20 protein-coding genes are annotated in these 24,263 nt (G+C 53.3%); 12 read left to right on the plus strand and 8 right to left on the minus strand.

Going from position 1 to position 24,263, the window contains the following annotated elements; genetic code table 11:
- Positions 1 to 267 precede the first annotated feature (267 nt).
- The gene (locus J7I43_RS11910; RefSeq protein WP_209145900.1) at positions 268 to 3,996 is read left to right on the plus strand and encodes a DEAD/DEAH box helicase; all 3,729 of its coding nucleotides are present in this window, start codon (positions 268 to 270) and stop codon (positions 3,994 to 3,996) included.
- Here the strand turns inward: J7I43_RS11910 and J7I43_RS11915 are convergent.
- Together J7I43_RS11915 and J7I43_RS11920 are read right to left on the minus strand one after the other, a co-directional pair.
- On the minus strand, positions 3,989 to 4,669 hold the full coding sequence (locus J7I43_RS11915) for a response regulator transcription factor (protein ID WP_209145901.1): 681 nt from the start codon (positions 4,667 to 4,669) through the stop codon (positions 3,989 to 3,991). The genes J7I43_RS11910 and J7I43_RS11915 overlap by 8 nt on opposite strands.
- A 4-nt stretch (positions 4,670 to 4,673) precedes the next feature.
- Positions 4,674 to 6,191 (minus strand): sensor histidine kinase, encoded by a 1,518-nt coding sequence (locus J7I43_RS11920; protein WP_209145902.1) that lies wholly within the window; start codon positions 6,189 to 6,191, stop codon positions 4,674 to 4,676.
- A 122-nt stretch (positions 6,192 to 6,313) separates the two neighbouring features.
- On the opposite strand from J7I43_RS11920, the gene J7I43_RS11925 reads away from it, so the two are divergent.
- Both J7I43_RS11925 and J7I43_RS11930 read left to right on the plus strand, forming a co-directional pair.
- A complete protein-coding gene (locus J7I43_RS11925) occupies positions 6,314 to 7,192 on the plus strand; it encodes a GLPGLI family protein (protein ID WP_209145903.1) in 879 nt (292 codons plus the stop codon).
- A 23-nt stretch (positions 7,193 to 7,215) separates the two neighbouring features.
- A complete protein-coding gene (locus tag J7I43_RS11930) occupies positions 7,216 to 9,945 on the plus strand; it encodes a TonB-dependent receptor family protein (protein WP_209145904.1) in 2,730 nt (909 codons plus the stop codon).
- A gap of 6 nt (positions 9,946 to 9,951) precedes the next feature.
- Here the strand turns inward: J7I43_RS11930 and J7I43_RS11935 are convergent, their stop codons facing one another.
- Positions 9,952 to 10,254 carry a hypothetical protein gene (locus J7I43_RS11935; RefSeq protein ID WP_209145905.1) on the minus strand — a complete coding sequence of 101 codons (303 nt, stop codon included), beginning with the start codon at positions 10,252 to 10,254 and terminating at the stop codon, positions 9,952 to 9,954.
- A gap of 232 nt (positions 10,255 to 10,486) precedes the next feature.
- Here J7I43_RS11935 and J7I43_RS11940 point away from each other — a divergent pair, with 232 nt between their 5' ends.
- Positions 10,487 to 11,380 carry a hydroxypyruvate isomerase family protein gene (locus J7I43_RS11940; RefSeq protein WP_209145906.1) on the plus strand — a complete coding sequence of 298 codons (894 nt, stop codon included), beginning with the start codon at positions 10,487 to 10,489 and terminating at the stop codon, positions 11,378 to 11,380.
- Positions 11,381 to 11,392: 12 nt separating this feature from the next.
- Here J7I43_RS11940 and J7I43_RS11945 read toward each other — a convergent pair whose 3' ends face one another.
- The 3 genes from J7I43_RS11945 to mqnC form a co-directional block, all read right to left on the minus strand.
- A complete protein-coding gene (locus tag J7I43_RS11945; protein ID WP_209145907.1) occupies positions 11,393 to 11,938 on the minus strand; it encodes a GNAT family N-acetyltransferase in 546 nt (181 codons plus the stop codon).
- A 114-nt stretch (positions 11,939 to 12,052) separates the two neighbouring features.
- Positions 12,053 to 12,703, minus strand: a complete 651-nt coding sequence (locus tag J7I43_RS11950; protein WP_209145908.1) for a hypothetical protein — start codon at positions 12,701 to 12,703, stop codon at positions 12,053 to 12,055.
- Between the two features lie 155 nt (positions 12,704 to 12,858).
- Entirely contained in the window at positions 12,859 to 13,983 is a 1,125-nt protein-coding gene (mqnC, locus tag J7I43_RS11955; protein WP_209145909.1) for a cyclic dehypoxanthinyl futalosine synthase, read from the minus strand.
- Positions 13,984 to 14,102: 119 nt separating this feature from the next.
- Between mqnC and J7I43_RS11960 the strand changes: the two genes are divergently transcribed.
- The 4 genes from J7I43_RS11960 to J7I43_RS11975 all read left to right on the plus strand — a co-directional run bounded on the left by J7I43_RS11960 (position 14,103) and on the right by J7I43_RS11975 (position 18,327).
- Positions 14,103 to 15,314 carry an aspartyl protease family protein gene (locus J7I43_RS11960; RefSeq protein ID WP_209145910.1) on the plus strand — a complete coding sequence of 404 codons (1,212 nt, stop codon included), beginning with the start codon at positions 14,103 to 14,105 and terminating at the stop codon, positions 15,312 to 15,314.
- Positions 15,315 to 15,386: 72 nt separating this feature from the next.
- Positions 15,387 to 16,625 carry a M16 family metallopeptidase gene (locus tag J7I43_RS11965; RefSeq protein ID WP_209145911.1) on the plus strand — a complete coding sequence of 413 codons (1,239 nt, stop codon included), beginning with the start codon at positions 15,387 to 15,389 and terminating at the stop codon, positions 16,623 to 16,625.
- 4 nt (positions 16,626 to 16,629) lie between these two features.
- Positions 16,630 to 17,913 (plus strand): M16 family metallopeptidase, encoded by a 1,284-nt coding sequence (locus tag J7I43_RS11970; RefSeq protein ID WP_209145912.1) that lies wholly within the window; start codon positions 16,630 to 16,632, stop codon positions 17,911 to 17,913.
- A 63-nt stretch (positions 17,914 to 17,976) separates the two neighbouring features.
- Positions 17,977 to 18,327: a phage holin family protein gene (locus J7I43_RS11975; RefSeq protein WP_209145913.1), complete on the plus strand. Its 351-nt coding sequence runs from the start codon at positions 17,977 to 17,979 to the stop codon at positions 18,325 to 18,327.
- Here J7I43_RS11975 and J7I43_RS11980 read toward each other — a convergent pair whose 3' ends face one another.
- Positions 18,328 to 19,902: an N-acyl-D-amino-acid deacylase family protein gene (locus J7I43_RS11980; RefSeq protein ID WP_209145914.1), complete on the minus strand. Its 1,575-nt coding sequence runs from the start codon at positions 19,900 to 19,902 to the stop codon at positions 18,328 to 18,330.
- A 202-nt stretch (positions 19,903 to 20,104) separates the two neighbouring features.
- Positions 20,105 to 20,536, minus strand: coding sequence for a YybH family protein (locus J7I43_RS11985; RefSeq protein WP_209145915.1), 432 nt, complete (start codon positions 20,534 to 20,536; stop codon positions 20,105 to 20,107).
- A gap of 90 nt (positions 20,537 to 20,626) precedes the next feature.
- Between J7I43_RS11985 and J7I43_RS11990 the strand changes: the two genes are divergently transcribed.
- From J7I43_RS11990 to J7I43_RS12005, 4 genes are read left to right on the plus strand one after another with little or no spacing between them, the layout of a single operon-like run.
- The gene (locus J7I43_RS11990) at positions 20,627 to 21,820 is read left to right on the plus strand and encodes a DegT/DnrJ/EryC1/StrS family aminotransferase (protein ID WP_209145916.1); all 1,194 of its coding nucleotides are present in this window, start codon (positions 20,627 to 20,629) and stop codon (positions 21,818 to 21,820) included.
- A 14-nt stretch (positions 21,821 to 21,834) separates the two neighbouring features.
- On the plus strand, positions 21,835 to 22,569 hold the full coding sequence (gene kdsB, locus J7I43_RS11995; RefSeq protein ID WP_209145917.1) for a 3-deoxy-manno-octulosonate cytidylyltransferase: 735 nt from the start codon (positions 21,835 to 21,837) through the stop codon (positions 22,567 to 22,569).
- 30 nt (positions 22,570 to 22,599) lie between these two features.
- Positions 22,600 to 23,676: an iron-containing alcohol dehydrogenase family protein gene (locus J7I43_RS12000; protein ID WP_209145918.1), complete on the plus strand. Its 1,077-nt coding sequence runs from the start codon at positions 22,600 to 22,602 to the stop codon at positions 23,674 to 23,676.
- Positions 23,677 to 23,724: 48 nt separating this feature from the next.
- Positions 23,725 to 24,219, plus strand: a complete 495-nt coding sequence (locus J7I43_RS12005; RefSeq protein ID WP_209145919.1) for a hypothetical protein — start codon at positions 23,725 to 23,727, stop codon at positions 24,217 to 24,219.
- The last annotated feature ends 44 nt before the right edge of the window (positions 24,220 to 24,263 follow it).

Below are 24,263 nucleotides of genomic sequence, written 5' to 3' on the forward strand. Positions count from 1 at the left end.
AATTACCATCATATACCCCCGGTACTCAATGGATAATTTTTTGTTTGAGTTGCACATTTTTCGTCATCCACTCCCCGGAAAGTGCTATTCCTTCCCTTTCGCACGCGCTATTTGAATTTTTATGCTTACTTTTGTGGATTGCCTTTTCATGAGCCGTTTTTTTAGAAAAATTGAGAAAAAAGACCAGTGAAAGTCCGACAGACCGACGTTTAAGCATTTGTTAAAATAACCCTGGCTCATGCAAAAGAAGGTAATCACAGGAAAAGCATGTCGCTGCCCCATTTATTAAAATATGTGTACAACAACGGAACCGACGAGGTGATCCGGCGGGGGAAACGCATCTTTGCAACGGGAGGCGTGGAACTGCTGGAAGGCGATCCTGTGCTTCGTTCGGCCTCTTTCCGCGTGAAAAGCGACACGCACGCCAACTATTATAAAGTTACCATCAACAAATACCACGAGCCGGCCACCATGAGCGTGCGCTGCCAATGCCCCTACAATCTCGGCGACATTTGCAGGCACGAAGCCGCCGCACTTTTCCAGCTCCAGGAAATGCTGGACCGCAACCATTTCGAAGCATTCGAAACGCAATACGACCAGCAGCACACGCTGGTAAAAATGAAGTCCATCGATCTTAAAACGATCAAACTGCTCACTTCCAGCACCATCATGGCCGAAGCCGAACGCATCCTGCGGAAAACGCAGGCCGTGATCAAATCCGCCAAAGACGAAAAGGTGGAAGCGGAACTGCGGCATGAAGGCAAAAAATACCCGCTCATCATCCAGCGGAACGAAGAACGGAACTTCGATACCCATTGCACCTGCGACGAGCACGAACACCCGATCTGCGTGCATAAAGCCGCCCTGTTCCAGCAATTGCTGCATGCCCACGGCCCGTTTTATTTCGATACGCTCCGCAACTGGGACAAAGAAAAGAACAAACTCCTTTCATTATACGGTTATTCGCTCAGCGACGACCTGGACGGTAAATTCGCGTTCTCCTACCTGAACGGCAAACCTTTCCTTCGCGTGCTGGACCCTTCCATCAAAAAAGTGGAAACGCCCGTGAGCGCCCAGCCAGAGCCGCCCGCCGAAGAAACGATCACGGCTATACGCCGCTTGGGTGTGGTACTCAACGCCAACGACACGCTGTTCCCTTATTTCCAGGCGGAACTGGTGAGCGGCGAAGCCAATGAAGACGAAACGGAGTTCGTTTCCCTCGTAAGCCGGCTCGACCTTACCAAATACGTCGATTTTTACCAGTTCAAAGAAAGGGACCGCGACCTGATCACACCGATCCGCAAATTGCAGCATTCTGAGATCAGCAAGTTCCTCAATAAAAATTCCCCTTTCGCCGGCATCTGGGAAAATATCATGCATGAAAACGAAGACGGCCTGCCCATGGAAACCATGGAACTGATCGTGGACTACATGCATCCCAAACTGCTGAAGCTCCTGCCTACGCTGGCCGATCACCGCCTGGTATTCCTCCTGCGCGACGGGCAGCCTTTCAAGACCAAAAACCTCCAGCTGCTGCAGGTGGAAACCCAGCCGCTGAAACCATATTTTAAGGCAGACCAGGTAGACGGGCACGTGGAAGTGACCGCGTGGGTGGATATCGACGGCGAGCCCGTGAACGTTTCCGCCAACCAGTGGGCCAGCCCCATCCTGTTCCTCTACAACGGCGCCATTTACCCCTTCGCCAATTCGCAGGACGCCGTCAGCATCATGCGGTACCAGCAAATGCACGCCCTGAAAGTGCCTACCAGCGAGTGGCAGGACTTCCTCAAAGACGTGATGCTGCCCCTCGGCAAAAATTATCCCGTTCAGTTCGACAGCGGGCTGCTGGCCGAAGTAGACGACATTGTGCCCGAAACGCGCGTGTACCTGAAAGAAATGGGCGAAACCTTCGTGATCCAGCCGGGCTTTGCTTATCACGGCCACGAAGTGGAGTGGAACGAAGAAATCCGCATCACCGTGCAGGAAGGCAACAAAGTGCTGGTGATCCACCGCAACAAGGAAGCGGAAAACGCTTTCGTAGCCAAACTGCGCACGCTGCACACCAACTTTACGCATCTCAACAACTATAATTATTTCTATCTCCGCTCCAAGGAAGCACTGAAAAACAACTGGTTTTTCCTCTTTTTCGACGCGCTGAAAGAAATGGACGTGCGCATTTTCGGTTTCGAACAACTGCGCAATTTCCGCTTCAACCCCCAGAAACCCGTTACCAACCTGCAGATCAGCTCCGGCATCGACTGGTTCGACGCGCAGGTGGAAGTAGTGTATGGCGATCAGAAAGTAGGCATCCGCGACATCAAACGCGCGCTGGCCAACAAACAGAATTACGTGCAGCTGGCAGACGGCACGCTGGGCCTGCTGCCGGAAGAATGGCTGAAAAAATATTCCCTCCTGTTCAAAATAGGCGAGGAAAAAGATAAAGGCGCCGGGCTGAAGCTCAGCAAATACAACTTCTCCGTGATCGACGAGCTGTACGAGTTCATCGACGACGACCGCATCCTCGTGGAGCTCGACGAAAAACGCCGCAAACTGCTGCAGTTCGACGAGATCAGGAACGTGCCGCTGCCCGGGAATGTGAACGCCAACCTGCGCCCTTACCAGGAAAGCGGTTTCCAGTGGCTCAATTATCTCGACGAAGTGAAGTGGGGCGGCATCCTGGCCGATGATATGGGTCTTGGTAAAACCGTGCAGGCGCTTACTTTCATCCAGCATTACAAAAACGTGCACGAACAATGCACCATGCTGGTGGTTTGCCCTACCACGCTGATCTATAACTGGGAGAACGAGATCAAGAAATTCACCCCGGGCATTGCCTACCACATCCATCACGGCCCGGCAAGGCTGCGCATTGCGGAGGAACTGCAGAGGAACGACGTGATCATCACCACTTACGGTACCCTGCGCAGCGATGTGCAGCTGCTGATGAAGATCGATTTCGATTACGTGGTGCTCGACGAAAGCCAGGCCATCAAAAACCCGCAAAGCAAGGTCACCAAAGCCGCGCAGCTGCTCAATACCCGCAACCGTATTGCGCTCAGCGGTACGCCGATGCAGAATAACACGTTCGATATCTACGCGCAGATGAACTTCCTCAATCCAGGAATGCTGGGCAGCGTGGACTTCTTCCGCAACGAATTCGCCACGCCGATCGACAAGTTCCAGGACGAGGAAAGGAAAGAACATCTCAAAAAGCTAATTTACCCCTTCATCCTGCGCCGCACAAAAGAACAGGTGGCGAAAGACCTGCCGGAAAAGATCGAAACAGTGATCTTCTGCGAAATGGACCCCGAACAAAGGCACATTTACGACGCATACCGCAATACTTACCGCTCGAAGATCCTCGGCGTGATAGAAGACCAGGGCATGGAACGCAGCCAGCTTACGATCCTGCAGGGCCTTATGAAGCTGCGCCAGATCTGCGATTCGCCCGCCATTCTCAACGAAACGGAAAAATATCCCAACCACTCCGTGAAACTGCATGAGCTCACGCGCGAGATATCCGAAAACATCGGGAACCACAAAGTACTGGTGTTCAGCCAATTCCTCGGCATGCTTGGCCTCATCCGCGACAGGCTCGCGCATATGAAAATTTCCTACGAATATTTCGACGGCAGCACCAGCACGATGGACAGGGAAAAAGCGATCCAGAACTTCCAGCAGAACGAAGACTGCCGCGTGTTCCTGATCTCGCTCAAAGCCGGCGGCGTAGGTCTGAACCTTACCGCGGCCGATTACGTGTACATCGTAGACCCCTGGTGGAACCCCGCCGTGGAACAGCAGGCCATCGACCGTACGCACCGTATCGGGCAAACGAAGAACATTTTTGCTTACCGCATGATCTGTAAAGACACGGTGGAAGAAAAGATCCTGGAATTGCAGGAACGCAAAAAATCGCTGGTGAAAGATATTATCGCAGACGACAGCGGGTTCATCAAAAAACTCACCAAAGAAGACGTGCTCTACCTCTTCAGCTAATCAGCTTATAACCGACGCCGCGGATATTCACGATCTGAATTCTCGGGTCTTCTTTCAGGTACCTTCTCAGCTTGGTGATAAACACGTCCATGCTGCGGGCGTTGAAAAAATTATCGTCGCCCCAAAGCTCCTGCAGCACCGCTTTCCGCTCCATCACCCGGTTTTTGTTCTGGCAAAGGCGCATCAGCACTTCCGCTTCGCGGTGACTGAGAAATTCCGCGTGATTGTTGCGGGTGAGGGTTTGTTTGGTATAATTAAAAACGTACTGCCCGATCTGCACCGCGTCTTCCGCAGGCAGCGGCATTTGCTGGAAACGCCCTAGCAGCGCTCGGATGCGCACGATCAGCTCGTCCATGCTGAAAGGTTTTTTGAGATAGTCGCTGCCCCCGGTCTCAAAACCTTTGATCACGTCGGCGGTTTGCGATTTGGCGGTGAGGAAGATGATGGGCGTTTGTTTGTCTGTTTTCCGCACTTCTTCCGCAAAGCTGAACCCGTCCATGTTCGGCATCATGATGTCGAGCACGATCACGTCTGGCCGCTGTTCGCGGTAAATGCGCAGGCCTTCCCGGCCGTCCGCGGCGCACATCATGTCGAAGCCGCGCGTTTCGAGGCTGTCTTTCACGATCTGGGCCAGCTGCCATTCGTCTTCTATAAGCAATACGCGTGGGTTCATACCATTAAGTTAAAGGAATTTCCAGCAGGAACTCGCTGCCTTTGTCCGGCTCGCTTTTCACCCGCACCAGCCCGCCATGTTTCTCCACGATCTTTTTCACATAACTCAGCCCAAGCCCGAAACCCTTTACGTTGTGAAGATTGCCGGTGGGCACGCGGAAAAATTTCTCGAAGATATTGTCGTGGTAAGCATGCGGAATACCGATGCCGTTGTCTTTCACGCTGATCTTTAACCGGTTTTGCTGGCGGGCCACCATGATGCTTACCTGTACCGGCTCCGGCGAATATTTGATGGCATTGTCTACCAGGTTGTTGATCGCGTTGGAAAGATGCGTGCGGTCTACCGTTACTTCGGCGTCTGCCAGCAGGGTATAAGTAAAGTCAACCTTTTTGGAAGATTTGAGGCGGTGATTGGTAATGATGCCGCTGATGAGATCGTTGAGATCGGTGGGCTCGGGCAACAGCTCGAAATCTTCTTTTTCTTCCGCGGCGATGTGCAGCACTTTTTCCACGAGATCGTTGAGGCGGTGCAGTTCGTTGCGGGAAATGCCGAGGTATTTTTCGGTGCGTTGCCGGTCCTGCAGGGCGTTAAAATGCTGCAATGCCTCGACGGCCGCAGATACAGTGGCGATGGGCGTTTTCAGCTCATGGGTCATGTTGTTGATGAAGTCGTTCTTCACTTCAGACAATCTTTTCTGCCGCAGGATGGTGCGCAGCATGTAGATAAAACAAAGCACCATCAGCAGCATCAGGAAAGCGGAGGAAAGCAGGCTCCAGATCATTTTGCCGAGAATGAGCATCAACGGGCTGTTGAACGTGGCGGACACGAGCAGGTTCCGCACGGGATTGAAGGGAATGGGCGCAGTTTGCAGCTGGTTGACGGGGAAAGTGAAGAGCGAATCGTCCCGCTCCGGGTCCATGCGCAGCGTATCCAGCCTGAAACCCGTGTGGATGCCGCGTGCGGCGAGCTCGGCGGTAAACATCGTGTCCAGCCGGTTGAGCGTAAGGGTGGAATCGAAAAAACGGTTCAGCACCAGGATGTTGGAAATGCGGCGGGAAAGGGAATCCGCCGCTACGCGGTAATTCGTGTCCTGCGCGAGGTTCACCCGCACGGTTCTCCCGTCTTCGGTAAATTCTTCATAGTGCATCGAATCATTCAGCGAAACGCTTTTGCTGACGAAAAATGCGGCTCTTCCCCTGCGGCGTTCCGCCGGGATGGCGGGCATCGGCTCCATTACCGCTTCGCCGCGTGGAAAGGTGCGGCCGGCCGTGAGCCCGCGCATATGCATCCGCGGAACAACGTTTCCTGCGCGGATGGCGACGGTTTCGTTATAACCCAGCAGCTTGCCCGCATCGCTGAACTGTTTGTAGAAAACGGCGGTGCGGAGGGCGTCGTTGATGTCCCGGTTGAACTCCTGCAGCCGTATCTGGTAAGCCTGGTAGAGCCAATAGCCCTGCAGCGCGAAAATACCGGCCGTAGAGGCAGTGATAAGGATAAGAATATTTCGGATTCTGTTGCGCATCGGGTGTAAAACTATCGTATCTGCCGCAACGGGCGCAAAGGCTTAACACTATTTAACACTAAATAAGATTGCTTAACCGCCCGGCTGGGCCGTATGACTGAATTTTACGAAAAAATCGGAACATGAAACAGATCATCACCGCCGTATTTGCGGCAACAGCGTTGCTGGCAGCGGAAAAAGAAGCGGCCGCCCAGCAATCGGGCGTAATTGAATACGAAGTGACTGCGCGGATGGACCTTTCACAGGCAAGGATCGTAACAGTAACATCCGACGGACGAAGAACGGAAGGCGCGCCCGAAGGGGGAATGCCCGATATGCCCAATCTTATCACCACCAAACAGACCCTCACCTTTTCAGGCGGCAAAGGCAAACTGGAAACGGAAGGCGGCGGCGGGCCGAGAATGATGATGATGTCTTCCCGCGGGGGCAACGTTGTCCAGCGCGGCAATACGGTAATGGTTCCCGACGGCGCTCCCTCAGCGGGCTTCGCTCCCGGCAGGCCGCTGGCGGGAAATGCACTGCGCCCCCCTGTCAGTAACATGACGTACATTGATCTTCAAAACCGGAAGTACCTGACCGTTACCGAAGAAAGAAAAGACAGCGTATTGGAAAACACCTGGTATTCGGAAGAAGATTATAAAGCGGCGGCCGAGCTGAAAACCTCAGGAAAAACAAAAAAAATAGCGGGTTACAGCTGTCGGCGCGCTACCGTTACCGTGGGCGACGAGCAGTTCGTGCTCTGGTACACCACCGAGATCCCCGTCACGTTTTCGCCTGTGAACGGCGTATTGCCGGAACAGGGCGTCGTGTTGTCTATCGAAAGCAGCAAACGCTCCTATGTCGCGAAAAAGGTGGAACTGAAACCCGTTCCGGAAACAGCGGTAAGCCTGCCTGCCACGGCAAAAAAACTCACGGCCGAAGAACTGAAGGAAAAAAGACGGGCCATCATGGAAAAGTGGCACAACGAACAGTTTAAAAAGATGCAGGAACAAATACAGTAGAAAGACACAGGACAAACCCCCTTATGAAACAACGAGTACTCTTAACCCTGTTGGCCCTCACCGCTTTTGCGGCCCTTGCGCGGGCCCAGCAGAAAGATAACAGGATCACAGGCAGAATAGCAGACAGCTCCAATAAAGAAGCATTGCCCAATGCCGCCGTAGCCTTGCTGGAAAGAAAGGATTCGAGCGTTTACACCACTGCGGTGGCGGATGCGAAGGGCGTGTTTTCCTTTACCCGCTCCAAGCCGGGGGAATATTTCCTGGTCGTGACCTACATGGGTTTCCGGCAACTTTCGAGGCGGGTGGATGTGAAGGACACGACGACGGTAATAGACCTGGGCCTCCTGGCCATGAAACGCACCAGCGTCAATCTCGACGAAGTGGAAGTAGTGGATTACGTGCCGCCGATCCGCATCAAAGAAGATACGATCGAGTTCAACGCGGGTTCGTTTAAAACGAGGGAAAACGCGATGGTGGAAGACCTGCTGAAAAAACTGCCGGGCGTGCAGGTGGATAAAGACGGTACCATCAAAGCCAACGGCGAAACGATAAAAAAAGTGCTGGTAGACGGGAAGCCCTTTTTCGGCAACGACCCAAAAATGGCCACCCGCAACCTTCCCGCGGACATTATCGACAAGATCCAGGTGATCAACCAGAAAAGCGAACAATCGCAATTCACCGGCATTGCAGACGGGGAAATAGAAAAAACACTGAACCTGACGGTGAAGGAAGACAAGAAAAAAGGCTTCTTCGGCCGCGCCAGCGCGGGTTACGGTACCAACGACCGGTACCAGGCCGGCGCTACGTTCAACCGCTTCCGCGAATCGCAGCAGCTTTCCATCCTTGGCAGCACCAATAATGTGAACGCGCCGGGTTTTGCCGTGGGTGAAGTAAGGGGCGGCCAGGGCCAGGGACTTACCCGCAGCTGGAACGGCGGGGCGAACTACAGCGATATGTTCTCCAAAAACCTCCGCGTCAACGCCAGCTATTTCGTGGATAAAAAGGAATCGGAGAACGAAACGGTGAGCGGGCGCCAGAATATTTTCCGCCCCGATTCGTCGTCGTTCGTCAATAATTTCAACAACGCATTGTCCGACATGGTGAACCATCGCGCATTCATGCGCATGGAATACCAGATCGATTCCAGCCATTCCCTGCTGGTAACGCCTAATTTCTCCTACAGCAACGGCAACACGGTGACCGAATCCGGCAGCACCACGCTGAACAACGCGAAAGATACGGTCAACAACAGCCGCAACCGGTCGACAACCTCTTCTAATGCACCCACCTTCAACACGCAGGCGCTTTTCCGGAAAAAATTCGATAAAAAAGGAAGAACGCTCAGCGCCAATTTTAATTTCGGGTTCAACAAAAACGAACAGGAATCCATCAACCAGTCTTTCATGAACTTCCACGACGCCACCGGGCAAAGGCTGGACACCATCGACCAGAAAGTGATGCAGGAAAGCAGCAGCAACCGCGCCGGCGTTAAAGTGAGTTATACGGAACCCGTATTCCGCGACCGGTACCTGGAGATCGATTACGGTTTTAATTACAACAAAAGCACCAACGACCGCTATACTTTCGATAAGTCCAAGACCGGGGACATTTACGACCAGGCGGTAGACAGCCTGACGAATCTCTTCAGGAACGTGTACTCCGGCCACCAGGCTGGCATCAGCCTGATGACGCAAAAGCTAAGGTACAATTACACGCTCGGCCTGTCTCTCCAGCAAAACACGCTGAACAGCGACAACCTTTCCACCGGCGAAAACATTCACCAGCAAACCTGGAACTTCGCGCCGCTGGCGGTATTGAACTATAATTTCTCTTCCAGCAAACGCCTCACGTTCAATTACCGCGGCCAAACGCAGCAGCCTACGCTGGAGCAGCTGCAACCCGTGCCGGACATCAGCAATCCCCTGCTGATCAGGGAAGGCAATCCGGACCTGGAACCGACATTTCTCAATAATGTTGCGCTGAGTTTCAACGACTACGACCATAACACCATGCGCAGCCTTTTTGCATCGGTGACCGGTACGTTTACGCTGAATAAGATCGTGAATTCCAATACGATCACAAAAGAAGGCATACAGATCGTAAAACCGGTGAATGTAGACGGCTCCTACAACCTGAACGCATACATTGTGAACGGTTTGGCGCTGAACAGGCAGCAGAAGGCCAACTTAAACACCTCTACCGTGCTCACGTACAACAGGGACATCAGTTTTGTGAACGGCGCGGAAAATATCACGAACAACCTGAACCTGATGCAGGGCGCGAATGTGAACTGGATGTATAAGGAATTGTTCGATGTGGCTGCGGGAGGCACTGTGAGTTACAACCGGGTGCGTTTTTCACAGAACGAGGCCAACAATGCGAATTATTTCAACTACACCCTGACGTTCGATTTTAACCTGAACCTGCCGCTGGGGTTCATAATCGGGGGAGACCTGGATTATATCGCCAATACCGGGCGCAGCGCGGGGTTCAACAACCAGTATACGATGGTGAACGGTTTTGTGTCCAAAACGGTGTTCAGCAAAAAGCAGGGCCTGCTGAAGCTGCAGGTATTCGACCTGCTGAACCAGAACGTGAGCGTAACCCGTACTGTGGCAGACAACTATATCGAAGACACACGGAGCATGGTGCTGAACCGTTATTTCATGTTGAGCTTCTCTTATTTCCTGAACCGCTTTGGCGGCAAGTCGGCATCTATGGGCCGGGCCGCAAGACCCATGCCCGTGTTCTGACAGCAGTTACTGGCCGTTAACGACCCGCTTTTTCTGATTCGCCGTCCATTGCTGGGTGATATATACCACGAAGCGGCTGATGGTGAAGGTGGGGATGAAGTCCAGCCCGGGGAACAATTCCTCTATCAGGTTGAACACACCGCCGAACGCGCCCAGCGGCCCGCCGAACATCCGGTAAAAAATGATGGCGGAGATCGGCGCCCAGATCACATCGCTCACTTCGCCCAGTAACGGCACCGCATAGCTGGCCAGACCGATCAGGTCCATCAGCAGGCACATTGTTAAACTGGGAGTAGTTTTTCTTTCCATACACCCTCGCTTTTGCATATATAATCAAATAACCTACCAAAATGTTTCGCCCCCTGGCGGCCACTTTTCGCAAGGCGTCCGCCGGAACGGCTGAAACTCCCTACTGTAGAGGGTTTTGATACGAATTGCATTGGTCAGGTATTTACCCGGAATATCAAAAAAACGTAGTTTCCGTGATACTTGCATTTAGCGGGGATTTAGCATAAATTCACCCTTGGTAAAACGTCACGTTATGGCAACCCATTCCACCCGCAGAGATGCGATCAAAAAAGTAGCAACTATGGCCCTCGCAAGCACCGCCCTTTCTTCGCTCACCAACCGCGTTTCCGCGCACGAACAGGCGCTGGACGATAAACTCAAAGGCAAGATCAGGCATTCCGTGTGCGCCTGGTGTTATGGAAGCATTCCCCTCGAAGAACTGTGCAAGGCCGCGAACAACATCGGCATACAAAGCATCGACCTGGTAGGCCCGAAAGACTTCGATCTCATTAAAAAATACGATCTCACCAGCGCGATGGTGGCATCCAACAGCAAGGAGTGGGGAATCACCCGCGGCTGGAACCGCAAGGAACATCACGAAGCCCTCATAGAATATTTCAAACCCATGATCGACGCCACTTCGGCCGCAGGCTTCACCAACCTGATCTGCTTCTCCGGCAACCGCGAAGGGCTGGACGATCAGCAGGGCATCGAAAACTGCGCCGAGGGCCTCAAAAAGATCATCGGATACGCCGAAAAGAAAAAAGTAACGCTGGTAATGGAACTGCTGAACAGTAAAGTAGACCATGCCGACTACCAGTGCGACCATACCGCATGGGGCGTAGAGCTTTGCAAAGCCATCGGATCGGACAATTTTAAGCTCCTGTACGACATCTACCATATGCAGATCATGGAAGGGGACGTGATCCGCACCATCCGCGAGAACCAGCAATATATCGCCCATTACCACACCGGCGGCGTGCCCGGCCGCAACGAAATAGACGAAACGCAGGAACTGTATTACCCCGCCATCATGCAGGCTGTGCTGGACACAGGTTTTAAAGGCTTCGTGGCGCAGGAGTTCGTGCCCAAAAGGCCCGATAAGCTGGCTTCCCTGAAGCAGGGCGTGCTCATCTGCGACGTTTGATAAAAGGAGGGATCATTGGGGCTTCCAGTCTTTACGGAGCATTCCCATCACCACCATGTCCACATACTGGCCGTGTAATTTCGCGCTCTGGCGGAGGATGCCTTCTTTGGCGAACCCGAGTTTGATGGGTATCTGCGCGCTTTTTTCATTCTGCAACACAAAACGGATTTCCACCTTGTTCAGCCGCATGGCCGCAAAGGCATACCCGATAAGGGTTTTGCACGACTGTGTAACGATGCCCCTGCCCTGCGCTTCGGGTGTGATCCAGTAGCCGATCTCGGCCTTTTGCAGCGTATGGTCCCAGTCGTGGAGGTCGATTACGCCGCACAGCTGGTTATTAAACCAAATGCCAAAAGCAACGGCTTCCTGCTCGTCTGCTTTCCGCATCATGAGCTCTATAAAACGGAGGGAATGTTCTTCGTTGGTGTTATAATCCACCCAGGGAAGGAATTTGCGCAGCGTTTTGCGGCAGTGATTGATCAGCCGGAAAAGTTCCGGGGCGTCTGTTGTCCGCAGCTGACGGAGAAGGGTGGTATCGTTTACAGGCAGTTCAAGCATAGAGTAGGCCGGTAAACATATGAAAACTCTCTAAAAACACCAACAGGCAACCTGCTCTTACGCAAGTTACCTGCCTGATGTTGATTATGACGGTACTGTACTACTCTTGATGTACTAACGCCGGGAGATCAGCTGCTGCTTCGTCATGTCTTTGATCACCTGCTGGCTGTACACTACGGCCATGCGCGCGGCGGATGAAGGATCGAAGGTTTCCGTTTGCACGGAATAGATCAGCTGTTTGTTCTTCAGGTTATAAAGATTGCTTTCGAGGAAATATTTTGTGTTGGTGGTGTAATAGCCCGGTTCGTACACGCGGCCGTACATCCAGTTGTAATAAGGCCAGAAGCGGCCGTAATACATCGGGAACGGGCGGCCGTACATCGTTCTGCCCGGCACGTAATTCTTTTCCTTGGATTTGTCCAGCATCACGATGGTCAGTACCTGGTCTGCATCCGTTCTGCGGATCCTGTTCATGGCTTTTTGTTCGTTCAGGCCTTTTAATGCATGAGGCCCGAGTTCGTTGTAAGCCGAAACGGCGTTGTAGCCTTTTTGCCGGAGCGTGGTCACCATTTCCCTTTCCATATTGTTTCTCAGGCTGCCCTCGCGGTCGCTTACGAGCGCCATCACGAGGATCTTTTGATCAGCATTTATAGCAGCCTGCGGTTCTTTCCAGGAGGAAGTGACCTTTGTGCTGGAACAGGATGCAAGGAACAACACCAGTCCTGAGAGCATCCCCACGGTTAAAAATCTCATCTTGTTCTTCATAGCTCTAGTGTTTATATTCTTTAGACGGCGAAGGCGGTACAAAAGATACATGGGCTTCCGCTATTTAACATAACTTTTGGGGAACTGTTAAAATAGTATAAAAACAAAGACCGCTCCACGGGGGAACGGCCTTTTCATCATCAGAAGTAAAAATATTAGTAATTGATCACTTGTTCTTCGATCGTTTGCGGGATTTCGCGGAACTGGTAGAGCTGGTTGCGCAGCTGCGGCTCGAAGCCCGCTTCGCGGATCGCATCCTGGATGCTGCGGTAAGTGAAACGGTGCGGCGCACCGGCGGCGCTCACCACGTTCTCTTCGATCATGATAGACCCGAAATCGTTCGCGCCTGCGTGCAGGCACAGCTGCGCAACGGATTTGCCCACGGTGAGCCAGGAAGCCTGGATGTTTTGGACATTCGGCAGCATAATGCGGCTCATGGCGATCATGCGGATATATTCTTCGGAGGTGGTCATGTTATGAACGCCGCGAATGCGCGCCAGCAGGGTGTCTACATCCTGGAACGTCCAGGGGATGAAGGCGGTGAAGCCGTAGTGCCCTTCCGGTTTTTCGCTTTGCACCTGGCGGATGGCCACGAGGTGCTCAAACCTTTCCAGCACGGTTTCAACGTGTCCGAACATCATGGTGGCGGAGGAAGCGATATTGAGCTTGTGCGCCGCGCGCATCACGTCGAGCCATTCCTGCGCGCCGCATTTGCCTTTGGAGATCAGGCGGCGCACACGGTCGTTAAGAATTTCGGCGCCGGCGCCGGGCAGGCTGTCCATCCCCGCTTTTTGCAGGGCGCGGAGCACTTCTATATGCGTGCTTTTTTCGAGCTTGGTGATGTGCGCCACTTCGGGGGGGCCGAGGGTGTGCAGGCGAAGCTCGGGATAAAGCGATTTTAATTCGGAAAAAAGATCCGTGTAGAATTTCAGGCCGAGCTCCGGGTGATGGCCGCCTTGCAGCAACAGCTGATCGCCGCCGTAGCGGAGGGTTTCGTCGATCTTCACCTTGTACTCTTCGATGCCGGTGATATAGGCATCTTTATGGCCGGGAATACGGTAGAAATTGCAGAATTTACAGTTGGCCGTGCATACGTTCGTTGTGTTCACATTCCGGTCAATCTGCCAGGTAACCTTGCCATGGGGCACCTGTTGTTTCCTCAGCTCGTTGGCTATCTCCATCAGTTCGGCCAGCGGGGCGTTCTCAAACATATAAACACCTTCCTCCGCCGTCAAAAAGCCGAATTCCTGCGCCTTTTTGTATAAGTCCTGTAATTGCATCTTGCAAACAAAGGTAGGGTATCCGGAGAATTTATTTTGCCGCTTGTACGAATTAGATGAAAGCGGTTTGACCAGAAATGTTAAATTTAGGTAAATACGATGTATAGCACCTTTTGATTATGGGAGCCAAAGCCTTTTTTCACGTTATCGTCCTGTGCCTGCTGTTCATTCCTCCAGTCTTTGCGCAGGAAACCGAAGACGCCGGTGAAGAACCGGAAGCCCGGCTTATCACCCGTTTCCCGTTTAAGCAGTACTATGGCGGCGTGGTGGTGATCTCCGCCAAACTCAACAACTTCCCCGATACCCTGCAATTCCTGCTGGACACCGGCAGCGCCGGCATTTCCCTGGACACCGCCACCTGCATCGAGCTGGGGCTGAAGCTCACCCCGTCTGACAAGATCGTGCGTGGCCTCGTAGCCAGCAAAAACATATCCTTCGCGACGGACAATACCCTGCATCTGCCCGGGCTGCAGATCGACAGTCTTGATTTCCATGTAAATAATTACGAACTGATCAGCCAGGTATATGGCATCCAGATAGACGGCATCATGGGTTACAGCGTGCTGAGCAAGTATATTTTCCAGGTGGATTACGACAAGGAAGAAATATCGATATGGTCCAAAGGGCGCTTCAAATACCCGCGCGGCGGGCATATGCTGAAGCCCAACCTCACCTACATTCCCGTGGTGAGCTCGCCGCTGCGCAGCGGCAAACATAACGTGACCCACCGCTATTATTTCGATACGGGCGCGGGCATGTGCCTGCTGCTGAGCACGCAGTTCGTGAAAGACAGTTCGCTGCTGGTGAAACGCAAAGCCAAGGTGATACCCACCGAAGCCCAGGGCCTCGGCGGCAAAATGCAGATGTACATCACCACCATGAACGAATTCAGGGTCGGGTCGTACAATTTCAGGAACGTGCCCACCTATCTTTTCGACGATGTTACCAACATTACCTCATACCCCTCGCTGGCGGGCATGATCGGCAACGACCTGCTGCGCCGCTTCAACCTCACGCTCAATTACGGCAAAAAGGAGATCCACCTGATGCCCAATACGCACTTCCGCGACCAGTTCGATTATTCCTACACCGGCCTCATTATTTACCTGATAGACAACCGGATAGAGGTCACCGACGTGATCCGGAACTCCCCGGCGGAAAAGGCCGGTTTCAAGCCCGGCGATTTCGTGCTGGCGATCAACAACAATTTCACTTCCAACCTGCAGGTGTACCGCGACATCCTCAAGAACATCGGCACGCGCCCCACGCTGCTCATCATGCGCGACGGCGAGCTGATGCTGAAAAAACTGCCGATCCGCAGCATATTGTAGCTATCCGCATTTGTCGTAAATTTGCATGTTTTGGCTGAAATAACGGCCAAAACGCTATTATTGCCATCAATTATGATCCATTACAACAGATTCACCCTCGATAACGGATTACGTGTGATCGTACACGAAGACGCCACTACGCCCATGGCCGTGGTAAACGTGATGTACGACGTGGGCGCGCGCGACGAAGATCCCGCGCAGACGGGTTTCGCGCATCTTTTCGAGCACCTCATGTTCGGCGGCTCCGTGAACATCCCGGAATACGACGAGCCCCTGCAGATGGCCGGCGGCGAAAACAACGCCTACACCACCAACGACCTGACCAATTATTACATAGAACTGCCCGCCGAGAACCTGGAAACGGCCTTCTGGCTGGAAAGCGACCGCATGCTTTCCCTCGCGTTCTCCGAAAAAAGCCTCGAAGTGCAGCGCAAAGTGGTCACCGAAGAATTTAAAGAACATTACATCAACAAACCCTACGGCGACGTATGGCATAAAATGCGCGAGCTGGCCTACAGCCGCCATCCGTACCGCTGGATGACCATCGGCAGGGAACTGGCGCATATCGAACAGGCGAAGCTCGAGGATGTAAAATCCTTCTTTTTCCGCCACTACCGCCCCATCAACGCGATACTCGTGGTGGCCGGGAAAGTGACCACCGCACAGGTGAAAACGCTGGCCGAAAAATGGTTCGGAGACATTCCCAGCGGCGAGAAATACGTTCGCAACCTGCCCGCGGAACCGCAACAGCAGGAAGCGCACCTGCTCGAGATCAAAGCAAAAGTGCCGCTGGACGCGCTGTATAAAACGTATCACATTTACCCGCGCAAAGACCAGCGGTATTACACGGCAGACCTTCTCAGCGACATCCTCAGCGGCGGCGGTTCTTCGCGCCTGCACCAGGTGCTGGTAAAGGAAAAGAAACTGTTCAGCAACATCGACTGTTATCATTTCGGCAGTCTCGACGCAGGCCTGCTGGCCATCGACGGCAAGCTGGTGAAAGGCGTGAAAATGAAAGACGCCGAAAAGGCCGTGCAGGAAGAACTGGTGAAAGTGCAGCAGGAGATCATCCCGGAAAGGGAGCTGCAAAAGGTGAAGAACCGCGTGGAAAGCATGCTGGCCTTCGAAGACATGGGCCTGCTGAGCCGCGCCAACAATCTCGCCTTTTACGAGTTGCTCGGCGACGCATCGCTGATGAACAGCGAGTTTGAAAATTACGAGCGTGTGACGGCCAAAGACATACAGGAAGAAGCGCGGATTATTTTTTCGGAGAAAAACTCCAACACCATTCACTATTACGCAGGAAATTAAAGACATGATCAACAGAAAGAAGGCCCCCGCTATAAAAGATGCAGTGGATTTTGATATTGTGCTGAAGCCGTACGAACAGTTCAAGCTGGACAATGGTATTCCCGTGTACGTAGTGCGCTCGGAAGAGCAGGAAACGTTGCAGCTGGAACTCGTCTTCCCGGCGGGCAGCTGGTACGAAACCGAGAACCTCGTTGCATCCGCGGCGAATTTTCTCATGAAGAACGGCAGCAGCAAACACTCCGCTTTGCAGATAAATGAAATGGCCGAATATTACGGCGCTTATCTCAACCGCAACTGTTTCCACGAAAATGCGACGTATACGCTGCACTGTCTTACCAAACACACCGCAGAACTGCTGCCGATCCTGCAGGAAGTGATCCTCGACCCGGTATTTCCCGAAGAGGAGCTGGCCGTGTTTTCGCAGAACATGAAACAGAAACTGGCCGTGAACCTCCAGAAATGCGAGTTCGTCGCCAACCGGCATATCGACAAATACCTGTTCGGCGAGTTTCACCCATATGGCCGCGTAAGCAGCATGGAAGCGTACGATGCGTTGCAGACCGAGAGCCTGAAAGCGTTTTACCAGCGCCATTACAACTACGCCAACTGTAAAATATTTATCGCGGGAAATCTTCCTGAAAACATCATCCCGCTGCTGAACCAATATTTCGGCAGCACGAACTGGAACGGCGACACGGTTACCTTGCGCCCCGAACTGCCCATTCTGCCCGCGGAAGAAAAGAAATACCGCATCTTCAACGACGAAAACGGCGTGCAGGGCGCGGTGCGCGTGGCAAGGCCTTTTCCGAACCGCTACCATCCCGATTTTCCGAAGATGCTTGTGCTGAACACGATCTTCGGCGGTTATTTCGGATCGCGGCTGATGAGCAATATCAGGGAAGAAAAAGGATATACCTACGGCATCCATTCGCAGCTGTACAACTTCCGCCAGGCCAGCGCCATCAACGTTTCCACGGAAGCGGGCCGCGATGTGTGCGAAGCCACGCTGGTGGAAGTGTATAAAGAAATGGAGCGGCTTCAGAAAGAAGCCGTGCCGGAAGAAGAGCTGAGCCTGGTGAGGAATTTCATGATCGGGTCTATCCTCGGCGATCTCGACGGCGCGTTCCAGGTGATACAGCGCTGGAAAAACCTGATCCTGAACGACCTCGACGAAAATTATTTCTACAACAATATCCGCACGATCAAAACTATTACCGCAGCGGAACTGCAGCAGCTTGCACAACAATATTACAACAAGGAGGATTGCTATGAGCTGATCGTGATATAACCATCCGAGTGAACATTCAGCATACTTTTTGTGTAATTTCTATATAGCCAAATTTCCGCTATCATGGGAATATTGATCCGTATACTCGTTACCGCCCTGGCGGCGCTGCTCACCGCCTATATTTTACCGGGCGTAAAACTGGAGAATTTTACCACTGCCCTGATACTTGCCATCGTATTGGGTTTGCTGAATCTTATCGTAAAACCGGTGCTGGTGATACTTACGCTGCCGGTTACCGTTGTCACGCTGGGCCTTTTCCTGCTGGTGATCAACGCGCTGATCGTGTTGTGGGCCAGCAGCCTGGTGAAAGGTTTTAAGGTAGACAACTTCTGGTGGGCGCTTATCTTCAGCGTTGTACTGTCCATCATCAGCAGCATCATGCTCAGCCTCGGCCCGCAGGAACGCGGCGAATGATCATTGGTTCAGCCTGAGCACGGCACCGTTGCGAATGCCGCTGTGTTTCCCGTTTTCGAGCGTTATTATGCCGTTTACCAGCACATATTGGAAGCCGGTGGAGTATTGATGCGGAGCCGTGAAGGTGGAAAGGTCTTTTACCGTTTCAGGGTCGAACACCACGATGTCTGCCGCGTAACCCGGCAGCAGCAAGCCTCTCTGCGGCAGGCGGAACTTTTGCGCGGGCAGCGAGGTCATTCTCCGCACCGCTTCTTCCAGCCTGATCACCTTTTCTTCCCGCACATATTTGCCGAGCACGCGCGCGTTGGTGCCGTAACCGCGCGGATGCGGAACGCCCACGCCGAATTCACGGATGCTCGCGTCTGAGGCGAACATGTTGTAAGGATACTGCATGATGTATCTCACATCTTCCTCGCTCATGCCATGAAACACCATGCCGGCGTTGCCGATCTCGGAAATATCGAGGATGGTTTGTACTTCATTGGCCAGGTTGGATTTGCGGCCGCGCATTTTGTTGATCTCCGCGATATTTTTGCCGTTGTACGTCGTGTCTTGCCTGAAATAAGCCACCACGGCATAGTCCAGGTGCTTGAGCTTTCTTCGTTTATACGTGGCCGTCATTTCCGAAGCAATGCGTTTGCGCAGCACGGGATCTTTCAGCCGGTATACAATGGAATCCTGCCCGCCGGAAAGCGCCCAGTCGGGCAGCATCGTGCGAAGGCTGGTGCTGCTGGCGGTATAGGGGTATTGATCGATCGTTACTTCCAGCCCTTCTTTCCTCGCTTTTTCGACCATAGCCAGCGTTATGTTGGAGCGGCCCCAGTTTTGTTTGCCGCCTATTTTGAAATGGGAGATCTCTACCGGTATCTTCGCTTCCCTGCCGATGGTGAGCGCCTCGTTGATGGCGGCTTCCACGGCATCGCCTTCGTTGCGCATGTGCGTGGCGTACACGCCGCCGTGGCGGGCCGCTGCTTTGGCGAGCCCCACTACTTCGGGCGTTTTGGCGTAGAGGCCCGGGAGGTAAATAAGACCGGTGGAAAGGCCTACCGCGCCGTCCTGCATGGCTTTGTCTACCAACGCTTCCATCTGCTGCTGCTCCGCGGCCGTGGGCAGGCGGTCCGTACTGCCCATCACCGCCCGGCGCACATCGTTGTGCCCGATGAGGGACGCCACGTTGATCGACACTTTCATGCTGTCCAGCTGGCTGAAATATTTCCCGATGTCTACGTTGGAAGAGCCGCAGTTGCCGGTCACGACGGTGGTAACGCCATCGAAGATGAAACTTTCCGCCGTTGGCACTTTAAATTCGTCTCCTTCGATATGCGTGTGCACATCGATAAAGCCCGGCGCTACTACTTTTCCGCCGGCATCGATGGTGCGGGTGGCCGTGACGTTGATCGGCATGCGGCTGGTTTGCAGGATGCGGCCGTCTTTCACGGCGATTTCGCCGTAATACCAGTTATTGCCCGTGCCGTCGATGATGCGGGCGTTTTTGATGAGAATGTCCGCCGTTTGCGCCCTCAGGGAAAAAGCGGCCAGCAGCATCGCCGGGAGTAGAAAGGAACATTTATGCATAGCAGGTTTGGATGTACCACAAAATACACATCGGCAGGCGTTTTTTTTATAACCGGCAGGTTATTTCCGCTTTCGCAGTTCCAGGAAAATACCCCGGCTGACAAAGCTCGCCACGCTTATTACAGCCAAAATGACGACGATCACCGATTTTCCAAGCATAGGGATAATGTTAGGTGTAAAGTATTGGGCGGTTAGTCGATCACTAGCTCGAGTGGTCTGCCACGATCTTCCATTCCCCGTTTATTTTGCGGAGGAGGATGGAAAAATGCCCGGAAAGGTCGCCTATCGTGCGTTTCAGCTCCCATTTCCCCACTACGAAATAGACATCGGGCGATAATTTTTTAAATTCCAGCAGGTTAAAGGAAAGGGAGCCCATCCCTTCTTTGCCGGGATAGGATTTTTTATAATTGTCCAGCGTAGCCTGCCAGCCGTAGGTCACTCCTTTTTTGCCGATAAAAAGCAGCGAATCCGACTTCCAGTAGGTTTCCATAAAACCCTCGATGTTTCCCTGGTTCCAGGCGTTTACCTGCACATCCATGAGGGCTTTGATACGGCTTACTTCGGGATCCTGCGCCCGCAGCGGGTTAAGGGCCGAAATCGCGGAAATGGCTATGATAATGACGAGCGAACGCATGTTAAATTTTTAGCAAAAGATAAACGTTTTTTATGATTTACGCATTCGGGGATTGTTCTACCTTTGCACAACTACAAAAATTATAGCAATATGCCCGGATTTGAACTATTTGGCGCTGAAGAGAAAAAGGAAGTAAATGACGTACTGGAAACAGGCATTTACATGCGTTACGGCTTCGACGGCCCCCGCAAAGGCATCTGGAAAGCCAAGGAACTGGAGCAGGCGCTCCGCGAAAGATTCAACGTTAAGTATGCGCAGCTGACCTCCAGCGGCACCACCGCCCTTACCACCGCTATGGCCGCATTGGGCCTGGGCGCGGGAGACGAGGTGATCATGCCCACTTTTACCTTTGTAGCCAGCTTCGAAGCGGTGCTGAGCGTGGGCGCCACGCCCGTGCTGGTGGATGTGGACGATACCCTCACCGTCGACCCCGCCGCGGTAAAAGCAGCCATCACGCCCAAAACCAAAGCCATCATGCCCGTGCATATGTGCGGTTCCATGGCAGACCTGGACGCGCTGATGGCCATCTGTAAAGAACATGACCTTTTGCTGCTGGAAGACGCCTGCCAGTCTACCGGCGCTACCTATAAAGGCCGCGCGCTCGGTTCCATCGGCCACGCGGGCACTTTCTCCTTCGACTTCGTGAAAACCATCACCTGCGCCGAAGGCGGTGCGGTGATCACCAATTCGGAAGACGTATACACCAAATGCGACGCGTATTCCGACCACGGGCACGACCACCTGGGCGGCGCAGACCGTGGCGCAGACGGGCATCCATATCTCGGTTACAACTTCCGTATTTCCGAACTGCACGCCGCCGTTGGCCTGGCGCAGATCCGCAAGCTGGATAAATTCCTCGCCATCCTCCGCAACAACAAGGAAGTGCTGAAAAACACGCTGGCAGAGGTTCCCGGCATCACTTTCCGCCGCATTCCCGATCCGGAAGGCGACAGCTGCACGCATCTCACCTTCTTCCTGCCCGACCTGGAAACCGCCCGCGCGGCCGCCAAAGCTATCAAAGCCGCCGGTCTGCCCGCATTCCACTGGTTCGACAACAACTGGCATTATTTCCGCAAATGGGACCATCTGAAAACCAGCTCCGTGCTCACGCGCTTCGCCGCGCCGCTGATGGAAGCCCTTGCACAGTATAAAACAAAAGAATTCCCGGCTTCCGACGCCGTGATCGGCCGCTGCATTTCCTTCCCCATCAGCCTCGCCTGGACGGATGAAGAACTGCGCGACCGCGCCGCGAAACTGGCCGCCGCCGTGAAAAGCGTTTTATAATCCAAGCATCGTACATGAAGACAATAGCCTTGATCCCGGCAAGATACGCAGCCACGCGGTTCCCGGGGAAATTGATGGCCGTGCTGGCGGGCAAAACCGTTATCTGGCGTACTTACGAATCCGCCCGCGCAACCGGTGTGTTCGACGAAGTGATGGTGGTAACGGACAGCGAGATCATTTTCGAAGAGATTACCCGCAACGGCGGAAAGGCCGTGATGAGCAAACGCGAGCACGAAAGCGGGTCAGACCGCATTGCCGAAGCCGTGGAAGATATGGACGACGTGGACATTGTGGTGAACGTGCAGGGCGATACCCCTTTCACCCAAAAAGAACCTTTGGAAAAACTGCTGAAGGTGTTTGAAGGCGAAGCCGGTAAAAAAGTGCAGGTGGCGTCGCTGATGCAGGTATTAAAAGACTGGAAAGACATTGAAGATCCGAACTTCGTGAAAGTGGCTGTGGACAAGGATTTCAACGCACTTTTCTTTTCCCGCTCCGTGATCCCTTACCCGCGCGACAAAGCCGTTAACCCGGTTTATTACGAGCACATCGGCATCTACGCATTCCGCCGCGACGCATTGCTGCAATTCACCCGCACGCCCATGAGCCCGCTGGAAGCCGCCGAAAAGGTGGAATGCCTGCGTTACCTGGAGAACGGCATCTCCATGAAAATGGTAGTGACCGAATACATGGGCGTGGAGATCGATACGCCGGAAGACCTCGAGCGCGCTTCGAAACTGCTCGGGCATTAATTACAGAACACCGCAAAACTTTGTGAATACATGAAATTCAGGAATTTTAAACTCGTAGGTTACGTCATCTTCGGCCGCGGCGCCTTCAACCAGGTAGACGAGATCGTTGCTCCCCACCGCAAAGGCGATGCGCCGATGATATTTTTTGTCGATCATTTTTTTGAAGGCAACCAGCCGTTCGTTTCCCGCATTCCCCTGCGCGGAAAAGACAAGATCGTGTTCATCGACGTGACCCATGAGCCGAAAACCGTGTATGTGGACCGTTTGAGAGATGAACTGAAAGCCGAGTTCGGCGAAGTGAGCGGCATCATCGGCATCGGCGGCGGCTCTACGATGGACATGGCGAAAGCCGTGGCCCTTATGATGACCAACCCCGGTTCCTCCGCGGATTACCAGGGCTGGGACCTCATCAAAAATCCTGCCGTATATAAAGTGGGCATACCCACGCTTTCCGGCACCGGCGCGGAAGTGAGCCGAACCACGGTGCTCACCGGCCCTACCAAAAAGCTGGGCATGAACTCAGATTACACACCTTTTGACCAGATCGTGCTGGACCCTGAGCTGACCAAAAACGCGCCGGTGAACCAGCGTTTTTATACCGCGATGGACTGTTACATCCATTGCATCGAATCGCTGGAAGGCACGTACCTCAACGCTTTCAGCCGTTCTTACGGCGAAAAGGCGCTGGAGCTTTGCCAGGAGATCTACCTGCAAAAACCGGCCTGGGACGACGATGCGGACGAAAAACTGATGATGGCGTCTTACGCCGGCGGCATGAGCATCGCGTATTCGCAGGTGGGCGTGGCGCACGCGGTGAGCTACGGTTTGAGTTACCTGCTGGGCACCAAACACGGTATCGGCAACTGCATCGTGTTCGACAAACTGGAAGAGTTTTACCCCGCCGGTGTGAAGGAATTCAAGCAGATGGTGGAAAAACACCAGGTGGAAATTCCGCAGCACATTACCAAAGGACTTACGGACGATGACTTCGAAAAGATGATCGACGTGAGCATGGGCCTGGCGCCGCTTTGGGAGAACGCGTTGGGCAAGGACTGGCAAAAACTGATGACCCGCGACCGTTTAAGAAAGTTATACGAACGACTTTAACCTTTTCATAGCTGCACCTTTGGGTGCAGTTTTTATTTTTTTTACACTATGAATAGTATCAGCGAACTCACGCAGGAATATACCGCGGTGCTGCAAAAGGTGCAGGAGCGGCGCGCTTGCTGGCAGGCGAAATCCAAGCCTTTCCTCATCCAGTTCCTTTCGGGCGTCACCGAAAAACACAAGCTCAACTGGAAAGCCGGGGCCAACGAACTGATGCTGGGCCTTGAAGCCGTGTATCTCGTGTTCGACCACGAGCCGAGCGGCATCGTGGAGCAGTCGCCGTTCAGCATCGTGCAGAAAATGAAGATCGGCGGGATCCTGTCGTTTTCACAAACCCGCAACGGGCAGATCGTAGTGTGGATCAGTTATCCCTTTATCGACGGGATGGCGGAGGACAAACCCAAGAACGATACGCTCGAAACTATTGAGCCAGAAGAAATTACAGAAGAAAACGTGACCCGTTACATCCAGAAGTTCCTGGTGGAGATCATTGAGTGGGAGAACAATGCGCGCGACGAGATCGGCTTTGTGCGCCACCGCTAAGCGGGGAAATGATCTTAATCATCGGTAGAAACCGCCGGATGCCC

The sequence above is a fragment of the Chitinophaga chungangae genome, from assembly GCF_017742215.1.
Taxonomy (GTDB): domain Bacteria; phylum Bacteroidota; class Bacteroidia; order Chitinophagales; family Chitinophagaceae; genus Chitinophaga; species Chitinophaga chungangae.